The following is a 9217-nucleotide window of genomic DNA, read 5'->3' on the forward strand; positions in this document are numbered from 1 at the left end:
TCGCCCCTTGCAGGGTTCGGAAGCCACGGCCCGAGGTGTTGGGGCACCATTAGAGGGCCGCTTTTGGCGAGTAGGGTTAGGCTTCCAGTTCTATCTATGAATCAGGAGCCACTTAATCTTAGCGTCGCTTAGTCAGCGGAGTACCGTTGGCATCGATTATTTAACTGGTCCTTACCAACGGTATGATAGTGATGGCTGTGGAACCACCTGATGAATTGAAACTCACCGAGACTGATTTCCTCATCTTGTCCGTGCTGCGGGATGGGCGAAACATCCCGGCGAACATCGCGCTCGATATCGACCGAGCGCGAAACTACATCAATCAGCGGATGCCGTACCTGTTGGATTATGGCCTCGTCGAAAAAATCGGCCCATACGAAGATTCGGGTCTGTACGAGCTGACGGAGCGTGGTCGTTTGGCGTACGAACATCGCGCTGAATACCATCATGACGGCGTCGATTTCGACGAGCTTCTCGACGAACTCGTCGATGAGGACTGACATTCTCACGCGGGCCTCGCGAGCAGCGCCAGTTCGTCGACCAGCCACTCGGGTGTCTCGACATCGGCGAGCTGCCCGTCGCGATAGGTGCTCTCGATTTCTACCTCGCCGTCGGGATCCACCTCACAGATCCAGCGCCGGCCGTCGGGGTGGGTGATCTTGAGGCGGTGGCCGTCGTCGGACTGGCCTTGCTGTCGGACCTCGACCTCGTTGCCATCGTAGTCGCGGATCGAGTGTGGCATACACCCAAACTGGAGGGCCGGGTGTTGCTTAAAAAGGTGCTAGATGTCCGAATAATTCAAGCCACCAGTGGCACTAGACGCTCTACGGTAATGGGGGTGTGTGGGGAACGGCAGACGCTGTGCCCGTGCTTCACGGGACACGGACCAGTGTCTCCCGTTCCGTTCAGCCGGGGATATGGTGCCAACGCTCTGAGTTCTGAATCATAGCGCTTGTCATAGGCAGTCCTGTTCCCACATCCTGCCACTTCGTGACAGTTGATAAAAGTCTATTTTAATTCACATAATCAAAATAGATGATTTACTGGTTACTAATTGATGATCTCAGTCCAGCTCGGTCCTTCAGTATGACTCTGTCCTGAACGAGCGTTTCACCTCTCCGATTGAAGAAAGCGTATTGCCAGCTACTGCTAACCAACACTGCCGCGGTAGTTAATCAACACTCGGGGGGAGGAGGAAGCGGTGGTCTTACTCAACTGACGGGTCGCCGTCGCCTACCCGTCAATCTCTACGACGGTGACGTCCTCGTCATCGGGGATGTCGTCCTGATACCACCCGAGGTCAGTCATGCGCTCGACGGTTATCGTGACGGCCTCTTGGACGGCGTCGCCGCTATCGGCGTCGATGACTGAGAGGTGGCCGTCTTCAAAGATGATGACCGTCGGTCGCTCGTCGTCGAGATGGTACACGAGGGCCGGGAATGTGTCGGGGTCGTAGTCGATGTTATCCAGCCCCAGCCCGAGAGCGATGGTGTTGAGGTTGAGATGCGTGCCAAGATTGTAGTACCCCCCGGTCAGTCCATCGGCGATGTCATCTTCGAATTCCTCGACCAGTTCGCGGAGTTCAGAAACGCTGCTCGCAGCTCTCGCAGGATCGCTTGCTACATCTACTGCGTCCATGCACCTACTTGCACCGACAAGTCAAAGAAGTATTTACCCGATACTCAGTTTTGGGTGCCAGGTACTACAGTAACGTCGATATCGTACCCCGACCGGACACTTTCGTCAACGACGGCGTAAGCGCGGTCTCGGGTCGACCCAAGTGTTTCGATGAGGTTGTAGTCCGCGAGCTTGCGGAGTTTCCGCCGTTGACTTCGCTTTGCCAGCGGCGTTTGCGACCGACCGTCGTAGAGCCGGTCCCCGACAGCGTCGTAACGGTCGTGCAGTGTCTGGCCCTCGATACGGCCGGCGTCCCGGACCAGCGCGTAGAGGACGTGGTGATGGTAGGATAGTGAGTCCAGCGCCGCCTGTCGCATCCACTCCTGGGCCAACGGGTACGCGCCGGCGACGTCTTCGTCACGAACAGTGTAGTGGCCGCGGTCCTGTGCGAGCTCCGCGGCGGCGAGCAGCGAGTAGATACCGTACCGAGCCACGCCGGCGACTTCGTTGGCGATGGTCTCCAACTGCCGACGGGAAACGACACCGTGCTTAAGCCCCTTCTCGGCACGGGGTTCGAGAATGTCCGCGAGTTCGGTGACGCCGTAGCGGTCCAGCGTCAGCGTTTGACCATGCAGGCGACGGGTGATGCGTCCTGGTGCGTGGGCCAGCCACTCGTCAGCGTTGTAGCAGATGATGACCAGCGAGATGCCATCGACATCGGCCAGTCGGTCGAGCGCTTTGGTGTCATGGATATCGGAAGCCTCGTCGAGGACGACGACCAGCGGTTCGTCGACACGCTCGCGTAGGGAGAGACAGAGGTCTTCGAGGGGCGTATTGGTAGCGGGTGTGGGCCCGACTGTGGCGAGCGCCTCTCGAATGATGCCTGCTGTTGACGCGCCCATACACTCAACGTGGGTGTAGGCGAGATCGTGGCGCTTGGATACTCGGTCGAGCGTGTGGCGCGCCAGGACGGTTTTGCCAACGCCAGGTGACCCTTCGATGAGGAGGTCGTTGGCCTGCTCCCCACATTTGGCCGGTGCGAGCGCGGCTGTGAGTCGGTCAACCTCAGCGTCGCGATGTCGGAGGCGCTGCGGGGACCAGCAGTCATCGAAGACCGACCGGTCAGCAATCATGTCAGCGACTGATGGTAGACTGGTATATAAATGGGTGCGTGATGTCCGAAAAGCAGCTGCGGGTCAGCCCGCTTTCCTGAATACCGGGTACAAAGTAGCGTTGCAACTACGAGCTATCAACTCACCTCTCAAAAAACGGATGTGAGTAGCTATTCTTCGCGGAAGCTACTAAGTCGGCGATAGGCAGTCTTGGCAGCAGAGATCGGGCCAAGCGACGGCGAATTACTCATTCGCATTGTCTTGTCCGACCCCTTTCGCGACTTCGGTCGTTCGGAGTCACTTGAGGTCATTGTCTCGGCACCTACGGAGTTATTAATACTCCGTTGATATAGTCGTTTTGGGGAGCTTTAAATCCGGTATGATAACCTGGTTCAATTATTCTCTTGGTAGATGAGGATGAAAATTTTCTCTGCGAAGTAGACGAGCAGGTTCGCTATGAGAATGATAGCAACAGCTAATATAAACAAACCCACTGAAACCACGTCGGATGGGTTATATAATCCAGTTGCGACAGTGCCGGCGAAGAAGACGATCGCGTCCATCAGTAGAATGATCGCCCCTGTAATGAGGTAGGAATTGAACTTCCCGACATTGGCATTATGCTGTAGCCACTGTTTGTAGAGTCCTCGAAGATCGTCTTGGAAGCTAACTTCACTCTCATAGATCCCTCGCTCGGCGTCAGATATTACCTGTGGGCCAATACCCAGGTCATATGAGGACGACGTGTAGGCCATCGCAGAGAGGATTGTGGAGAAGAGCAGTCCAATCGCCCCGAACAGCGACCAGAGATTGAAAAACTGCCCAGGGTTGACGCCATCGGTCCGAACGACAATGGCGAGACCCGAAAGTAGGAGCCCGGTCAGGAGAATATTTGCCCGAAAAATCCCGACTGCTTTGGTGTCGTAGTTCTCGATACGCGTAACCTGCTGGTCAAGCGTCAAGCGTGCTTGGTGACAAACACTCTCCCACAACTGCTCGGGAACTTCTGCGCCGTCCGGGCCATCATCATCGGGCATCGCCCGACATTCCTCATGGAGGCAGTATGGGGTTAGGATATAAGCAATCGTTTCCGATTATATATCAGATCTATTTGACTCAATGAAACCGCGCGTCAGTCCTGCAACTGTTCGGCGTACCAGCGGCTATGCACGAACCGCTGCGGGCACCACTGCTCGTGCGGGAAGTCGTCGATGTTCGTCGCCACGGCCCCACACTCGGTACAGCGGATCTCACCCGTTGGTCGGCGTGCGGTCAGCCCACCCTGGCCGACTGACACCTCCTCGAAGACGAGTTCGAACGTCGTCGACGGGTCAGCGAACGACATCATTTGAAGTCCACCTCAATCCCGGTCGACCGTCGATAGGCCAGCAGCGCGAGTCGGTCACGAGGGAGTGGCACGTACACGCCCAGCCGCAACGACGACAGCGGCGTGAGCTCAACGTGGGCCCAGTCGATGCGGCCCTGGCCGTACTGCATTTCCGTCATGCCACCGCCTCCGCACCCTCGATAGCGATGCTGTCGACGATCTCCGACCCAACGTAGACCCACTGACACCCAGTCCAGCGCTCCTCGACGCGCCGCCAGCCACCCTCGTCGCGCGGCTCGTAGCGGTCCCGCTGGGCCGGTCCCCGGAGTGGCTCGCGCCGCACGATGACTGGGTCGCTGCGGTCGCGAGTCATCGAGACCCCCCGTTATCGATGTGTAGCCCGTTGTCGATGGCATCGTAGTCCACGCCGGCGGGGATGGCCCGCTCGCCGCGCTCAAACTCGATACGCCGGATATGCTTGCACCCTCCAGCCGGCCGCCGGTGGATCATATCCGGGCAGTCACAGCACGGCACATCGGGCGTGACGACGTATCGGTCGCCGTGGTTGTAGACCGCGACCTGTTCCTCGCGACAGGCTGGATCATCGGCGTAGACATCCATGTGCTCGGTCAATGCAGCGACATCACGACTGTCCAGCTGGGCGAGGGCGGCGATGTCGGCGGTGGCAGTTGTGGCCATCAGTCCTCGCCCTCCGCTTGGTCGTGAACCGATGTTTCCAGCTGGAGTCGCGAGCGGGGGTAGGCGTAGCGCTGGACGCGGTCGATATCGACGGTGGTCCGCCGGGCGAACACGGCTTCAACGACGCGGTCGTCGGCCGGGTAGTCCTCGTTGTACTCGGCGACGGTCGCAGCATCGTTGCACTGGTACTCATCGGCGCGAGCGGCCGGCGTCGCGACGACAACCAGCGGCGCGTCACGGTCCTGCTCGCGGTCGTGGACATGGTCGCCGACGTGGAACTGCGGATGTTCGTCATCAGTGTCGGGAGTCTTCCCGGCCATCATGCACCAGCCTCCAAGCCGCGGTCGAGCATCGCGCCGAACCCTTCGCCGTAGCGCAGGTCAGCCCACGCCTCGACGTGGCCGACCCAGTCCTCGATGTCGCGGCCGGTGCCGGCGAGGTCAAACACCTGGACGGCGTCGCTATCAACGACGAACACGCGCTCGTCGTGGGCCTTGGCGGCCATGTAGTAGTGGACGCGGCCCTCGCTGTCGGTGCCGACGAGGGCGGCCTCGTCGGGAACGGTACTGCTTTCCGATGGGGAAATGTAGTCTTGCATTGCTTGCTTCCCGCAAGCGGTCGGACGTGCTGTAACACGTCCCGGCCAACTTCTGACCGGTGTCCCGCTCACGTATAGTGTTAGAAGAGCCCGCTATTTAATACTTACTCTATGGAGTATACACTTCAAAGCGTACATACGCATTGGGGTAAGTTACTTACGCCAAGGCGTATACTTACGATATGAGGTAATATATGGAAGCGCAAGAAACACCGGAGGTAATGACCGAAGAAGGGCGAGCGCTGCTGACCCAGCGCGAGCGAGAAATCATCAGTGGCGAGGCTGAAGTATCGGACAACTACCGATACAAGGTCGAAAGCACGGTCCGGAACCGTGTGCGAAAGCATCTCGGCGACGACGTTGAGTTCTTGGCCGAGCACTTTGAGGAGGTTCACGACCTCGTGGTTGAGGAGGTCTGCGACGATGTCTGACGACGCCTCCGTAGAATCGCGTGATGGGGGCGAGTGGAGGCTTGCCCGTGCCCAAGCACTGCGCCGCGACCAGTACCGGTGTCAACACTGCGACCGTCGTGAGGGAAAATGGGGCACAGACCTACACGTGCATCATATCCAGCCCACTCGAAAAGGTGGTAGTCACGAATTGGAGAACCTCGTCACCCTCTGCAACTCGTGCCACAACAGATTGCATGGTCGGTACGGTGACGAAGACAAACTTCCGCCAAAACTGCTTGAGGAAGACCGGGCCACTCTCGGGTTTACCGACACTCGAATTGACAGGTCAGAACTGTCGGATTGTGCGAATGAAATAATCGATATACTCCAATCGCGTGGGCCCACGCAGCTGAAAGATATCGTGGAGCGGTCAGAGTACAGTCGGGGGTATATTAACACGGAAATACAGCGTATCAAGTCTTTGAACTACGTTTGTCGGGTGTCCCGCGGTGTCTATGCGTACGTAACCACGTTGGAGTACCGGCGGTTGCTGGAACAAGATGCCGATGAATATGGCCGCCGGCAGGTCTCAGTCTGGAATCCGGGTGTGCAGCAAGACCTTGGAGAATATATTGACAATTGGACCTCCGATGACCCACGCGAGGAATCATGAGTGCTCAGGCGGAACTTGATCCTGAAGAGATGACCGACTCAACTGTCACACTGGGCGATGTCCAGTTCGACCCTGTCCAGGAGCAGGACTTCCGCCTCTCGGTTGAGGGCACGTCGGGCACTGGCAAGAGCAACACACTCGCCGTCATCCTAGAGGACCTCGCCGACGTCGCCATTCCGACACTCATCGTCGAGCGACTGGGCGCGCTGTCGCCGGTCCGCCTGGAAGACGAGGACATCGTCGTGGTCGGCGCTCGTGACGAGGAGGGCGTTGACCTCGCTGTTGGGTTGGAGGACCTCGACCAGATCGGCAGTTGGGTGCTTGACCGTGGCATGAAGATCCTGCTCGATGTCTCGACGTATGCCGACTACGAGCAGGAGGGGAGTCGCGTCCACGAGGCCGCTGCCCGCGCAGTCCGGTCGCTCAACGACCGCGCCCATGAGAAGTATCGCAGTGGCGACCGGACGAAGTCGCTACTCGCCGTCGACGAGGCCCACTATATGGCGCCGAAGGACTCCGCGCCTGAGCCCGAACTCGATGAGCACGTCAAACGCTGCCGCGGCCAGCTCATCAAGGTCGCCACGGAGGGGGGCAACAAGGGTATCTCCGTCATCTCCGGCTACCAGCGCCGCGCGTTCTTGCACAACGGTGTGATCCAGCTGTGTGACGACTACATCGCCCACAAGCCCGGCGACGAGGACGTCGACCGGACCGCGAAAGCCCTGCGCTGCTCAGAGGACGCCCTGGCGGCGCTGGAGACGGGCGAGATTCTCGCTCGGGGGACGTCCATCACCGACGGCGACCTTGTCGGTCCGACCACTGTCCGAAAGCGTCGGTCGCCGGACCCTCGCGAGGAGTCCTTCGAGTTGCCGGAGACACCCGACCAGCTGGCCGATGTCCTCGAAGATATCCAGGGCGAGGTTGAGGCCGAGCGGGAGCGTCGCGACCAACGCGAAGACGAACTCGAACAGCTTCGTGAAGAGAACGACCGCCTTCGTGAGGAGAAAGAGGAGCTGGAGCAGGAGCTGGCCGACACCTCTCGCCTGGGCGATGCGCTGAAGAACCTCGCCGACAGCGGGGACGCTACGCCAGCCGCCGCCCAGGATGTCGGTGAGGGCGTGGCTGACCTGCAGGACCGCGTCGCAGAACTGAAAGCCGAACGCGACGACTTGCAGGAGCGTCTCAACGAGACTGAAGCGACCGTCGACGAACTCCGCGAGGAACGGGCCACGCTCCAGGACGACGTCGCCGATCTTGAGGCCGAGGTCCAAGAGGTCCGGGCAGCCTTCGACGGTGCCGCTGGGCACGTCCAGGAACTGGCCAGCGCGTTTGACGTGGACGTCGACGTGACCAAGCCGGAGACCGCGCCCGACGGCGACGATGTCCCAGCGCTGCGCGACCGCATTGGCGAACTCGAAGCGGAGAACGCCCGCCTTCGCAAGCAACAACCGGAGACGCTGGAGCCGCTGGCCGACTACGAGGCCTTTCTTGAAGACGACGCCGTCCAAGCGGCCATCGACGCTGCGAAAGACGATGCAACCTGCTCCCCGCGATATATCAAAGGCGTGCTGGCGGCGATCATCGACGAGGGCGGATGGGTCCCCTATGACGATGTTGCCGAACGCCTCGGTGTATCAACGACCAGCGACGTATCGAAGGCAGCCTCCGAGCTGGAGCGCCGGAAAGTCATCAAGAAGGACAGCCGCAACGAAGGGATGCACGTCGACCTGAACATCGACGGGCTGAATGAGGTCCGGGAGGCCGCGGCTCGACGTGAGAAGACTGAGCAACTGATGGACGAGTTGTAGCCTGATAACAGATGGGCGGTCGGGGTGTCCGAAAACGACGCCTGCACCAGCGCCTAAGCAACCCAAGCACCCGGTACATCGGTTACTCACTAGTTAATCAGCATTTTACTACCACGTATGTAGCTAGTTGTATGGCCGATGAGAACACCGATCCACAAGGCGGGTCTGGCAAGCTACAGAAACGCGGCGAAGAGCTCCCGGGCAGGAAGGAGGCGACACTGTCCGAACTCTGCAATCCGACGTTCATGCGAAAATACACTGACTTTGAGTCGCTAGAGGAGTTCGCCAGCGAAAGCCCGTGGTCCATGGAATCCAAAGCGGATTTTGAGCGGATCCCCGACGATCCCCTCGCCGAGTACGTGAACGAGCATACGATATTTGCGGACGGCAACGAGATGATGCGGAGGAGCGCGCAAGAGGTGCTAGCGGAGCGACTGGGGCTGTAAGCTGCCTCTCATTTTCTTGAAAAGAGACCGGAATGCTGAAGAAAAGTGAATAACGACCGAGGTTAAGCTATGCGTCAGGCCCTTCGTTTTGACCGAGGGTCGCTGAACTATCTCCTTCTGGCGACTGGTACACAATACGGAGGCTGTAGCTATCGTCGTTAATACCAATATCAGCGGAATCCCCAGCAACTACTTTACTATTTGAACTTGCACTACTGTCTTGTAGGTCACTCCATTTTCCTTCATCTTCAAGATATGACCCACGAGCGTATAGCTCAGACTGTGGTATCGAGTCCCCACCGTTGTGCGTCACCGTAACTACACCAACATCTCCCGCATTGTCGGCTGAATCATCCTCGATGTAGTCGAACGAGAACGATGCTTGTGGCGCAGTATTGCTAACCGAATCGCCAAGCCCGAGAACAAACGTAGCAATCACAGCTGCCAGGATGACAGTAATTGCGACCATCAGAATGACGCCGATGACCGGCGATACAGCACTATCATCGTTGAATAACTCTTTGATTTCCATGGTTTTGATTTCA

The 9217-nt window shown here is 58.7% G+C and carries 16 protein-coding genes; 5 read left to right on the plus strand and 11 right to left on the minus strand.

Going from position 1 to position 9217, the window contains the following annotated elements; translation table 11 throughout:
- The first annotated feature begins 191 nt into the window (after positions 1 to 191).
- Positions 192 to 500: a helix-turn-helix domain-containing protein gene (locus tag IEY38_RS14365; protein WP_188978920.1), complete on the plus strand. Its 309-nt coding sequence runs from the start codon at positions 192 to 194 to the stop codon at positions 498 to 500.
- 5 nt (positions 501 to 505) lie between these two features.
- Here the strand turns inward: IEY38_RS14365 and IEY38_RS14370 are convergent, their stop codons facing one another.
- The 10 genes from IEY38_RS14370 to IEY38_RS14415 form a co-directional block, all read right to left on the minus strand.
- Positions 506 to 742: a hypothetical protein gene (locus IEY38_RS14370; protein ID WP_188978922.1), complete on the minus strand. Its 237-nt coding sequence runs from the start codon at positions 740 to 742 to the stop codon at positions 506 to 508.
- 491 nt (positions 743 to 1233) lie between these two features.
- Entirely contained in the window at positions 1234 to 1638 is a 405-nt protein-coding gene (locus IEY38_RS14375) for a TATA-box-binding protein (RefSeq protein ID WP_188978924.1), read from the minus strand.
- Between the two features lie 44 nt (positions 1639 to 1682).
- A complete protein-coding gene (locus IEY38_RS14380) occupies positions 1683 to 2750 on the minus strand; it encodes a Cdc6/Cdc18 family protein (RefSeq protein ID WP_188978927.1) in 1068 nt (355 codons plus the stop codon).
- A gap of 371 nt (positions 2751 to 3121) precedes the next feature.
- On the minus strand, positions 3122 to 3766 hold the full coding sequence (locus IEY38_RS14385; protein WP_188978929.1) for a hypothetical protein: 645 nt from the start codon (positions 3764 to 3766) through the stop codon (positions 3122 to 3124).
- A 95-nt stretch (positions 3767 to 3861) separates the two neighbouring features.
- Complete coding sequence (locus IEY38_RS14390) at positions 3862 to 4077, minus strand: hypothetical protein (protein ID WP_188978931.1); 216 nt, start codon at positions 4075 to 4077, stop codon at positions 3862 to 3864.
- Complete coding sequence (locus IEY38_RS14395) at positions 4074 to 4235, minus strand: hypothetical protein (RefSeq protein ID WP_188978933.1); 162 nt, start codon at positions 4233 to 4235, stop codon at positions 4074 to 4076. Before IEY38_RS14395 ends, IEY38_RS14390 begins: the two co-directional genes overlap by 4 nt.
- The gene (locus IEY38_RS14400; protein WP_188978935.1) at positions 4232 to 4429 is read right to left on the minus strand and encodes a hypothetical protein; all 198 of its coding nucleotides are present in this window, start codon (positions 4427 to 4429) and stop codon (positions 4232 to 4234) included. The genes IEY38_RS14395 and IEY38_RS14400 overlap by 4 nt, the downstream gene beginning before the upstream one ends.
- On the minus strand, positions 4426 to 4755 hold the full coding sequence (locus IEY38_RS14405) for a hypothetical protein (RefSeq protein WP_188978937.1): 330 nt from the start codon (positions 4753 to 4755) through the stop codon (positions 4426 to 4428). Before IEY38_RS14405 ends, IEY38_RS14400 begins: the two co-directional genes overlap by 4 nt.
- On the minus strand, positions 4755 to 5075 hold the full coding sequence (locus tag IEY38_RS14410) for a hypothetical protein (protein ID WP_188978939.1): 321 nt from the start codon (positions 5073 to 5075) through the stop codon (positions 4755 to 4757). The genes IEY38_RS14405 and IEY38_RS14410 overlap by 1 nt, the downstream gene beginning before the upstream one ends.
- Positions 5075 to 5353 (minus strand): hypothetical protein, encoded by a 279-nt coding sequence (locus tag IEY38_RS14415; protein WP_188978941.1) that lies wholly within the window; start codon positions 5351 to 5353, stop codon positions 5075 to 5077. The genes IEY38_RS14410 and IEY38_RS14415 overlap by 1 nt, the downstream gene beginning before the upstream one ends.
- Positions 5354 to 5547: 194 nt before the next feature.
- Here IEY38_RS14415 and IEY38_RS14420 point away from each other — a divergent pair, with 194 nt between their 5' ends.
- The 4 genes from IEY38_RS14420 to IEY38_RS14435 all read left to right on the plus strand — a co-directional run bounded on the left by IEY38_RS14420 (position 5548) and on the right by IEY38_RS14435 (position 8672).
- Entirely contained in the window at positions 5548 to 5784 is a 237-nt protein-coding gene (locus IEY38_RS14420; RefSeq protein ID WP_229775325.1) for a hypothetical protein, read from the plus strand.
- A complete protein-coding gene (locus tag IEY38_RS21820) occupies positions 5777 to 6418 on the plus strand; it encodes an HNH endonuclease (RefSeq protein ID WP_188978943.1) in 642 nt (213 codons plus the stop codon). The genes IEY38_RS14420 and IEY38_RS21820 overlap by 8 nt, the downstream gene beginning before the upstream one ends.
- Positions 6415 to 8226 carry a coiled-coil domain-containing protein gene (locus IEY38_RS14430; protein ID WP_188978945.1) on the plus strand — a complete coding sequence of 604 codons (1812 nt, stop codon included), beginning with the start codon at positions 6415 to 6417 and terminating at the stop codon, positions 8224 to 8226. The genes IEY38_RS21820 and IEY38_RS14430 overlap by 4 nt, the downstream gene beginning before the upstream one ends.
- Positions 8227 to 8357: 131 nt before the next feature.
- Complete coding sequence (locus IEY38_RS14435; RefSeq protein ID WP_188978947.1) at positions 8358 to 8672, plus strand: hypothetical protein; 315 nt, start codon at positions 8358 to 8360, stop codon at positions 8670 to 8672.
- Between the two features lie 67 nt (positions 8673 to 8739).
- Here the strand turns inward: IEY38_RS14435 and IEY38_RS14440 are convergent, their stop codons facing one another.
- Positions 8740 to 9204 (minus strand): type IV pilin, encoded by a 465-nt coding sequence (locus IEY38_RS14440; protein WP_188978949.1) that lies wholly within the window; start codon positions 9202 to 9204, stop codon positions 8740 to 8742.
- Positions 9205 to 9217 lie beyond the last annotated feature (13 nt).

The organism is Haloarcula sebkhae (assembly GCF_014647415.1).
GTDB lineage: Archaea > Halobacteriota > Halobacteria > Halobacteriales > Haloarculaceae > Haloarcula > Haloarcula sebkhae.

Bases quoted from the DNA above. Each gene is read 5' to 3' on its own strand.
- IEY38_RS14420 (WP_229775325.1), top strand. From the start codon at position 5,548: ATGGAAGCGCAAGAAACACCGGAGGTAATGACCGAAGAAGGGCGAGCG.
- IEY38_RS14395 (WP_188978933.1), bottom strand. From the start codon at position 4,235: ATGACGGAAATGCAGTACGGCCAGGGCCGCATCGACTGGGCCCACGTT.
- IEY38_RS14365 (WP_188978920.1), top strand. From the start codon at position 192: ATGGCTGTGGAACCACCTGATGAATTGAAACTCACCGAGACTGATTTC.
- IEY38_RS21820 (WP_188978943.1), top strand. From the start codon at position 5,777: ATGTCTGACGACGCCTCCGTAGAATCGCGTGATGGGGGCGAGTGGAGG.
- IEY38_RS14370 (WP_188978922.1), bottom strand. From the start codon at position 742: ATGCCACACTCGATCCGCGACTACGATGGCAACGAGGTCGAGGTCCGA.
- IEY38_RS14390 (WP_188978931.1), bottom strand. From the start codon at position 4,077: ATGATGTCGTTCGCTGACCCGTCGACGACGTTCGAACTCGTCTTCGAG.
- IEY38_RS14435 (WP_188978947.1), top strand. From the start codon at position 8,358: ATGGCCGATGAGAACACCGATCCACAAGGCGGGTCTGGCAAGCTACAG.
- IEY38_RS14380 (WP_188978927.1), bottom strand. From the start codon at position 2,750: ATGATTGCTGACCGGTCGGTCTTCGATGACTGCTGGTCCCCGCAGCGC.
- IEY38_RS14410 (WP_188978939.1), bottom strand. From the start codon at position 5,075: ATGGCCGGGAAGACTCCCGACACTGATGACGAACATCCGCAGTTCCAC.
- IEY38_RS14415 (WP_188978941.1), bottom strand. From the start codon at position 5,353: ATGCAAGACTACATTTCCCCATCGGAAAGCAGTACCGTTCCCGACGAG.
- IEY38_RS14440 (WP_188978949.1), bottom strand. From the start codon at position 9,204: ATGGAAATCAAAGAGTTATTCAACGATGATAGTGCTGTATCGCCGGTC.
- IEY38_RS14385 (WP_188978929.1), bottom strand. From the start codon at position 3,766: ATGCCCGATGATGATGGCCCGGACGGCGCAGAAGTTCCCGAGCAGTTG.
- IEY38_RS14430 (WP_188978945.1), top strand. From the start codon at position 6,415: ATGAGTGCTCAGGCGGAACTTGATCCTGAAGAGATGACCGACTCAACT.
- IEY38_RS14405 (WP_188978937.1), bottom strand. From the start codon at position 4,755: ATGGCCACAACTGCCACCGCCGACATCGCCGCCCTCGCCCAGCTGGAC.
- IEY38_RS14375 (WP_188978924.1), bottom strand. From the start codon at position 1,638: ATGGACGCAGTAGATGTAGCAAGCGATCCTGCGAGAGCTGCGAGCAGC.
- IEY38_RS14400 (WP_188978935.1), bottom strand. From the start codon at position 4,429: ATGACTCGCGACCGCAGCGACCCAGTCATCGTGCGGCGCGAGCCACTC.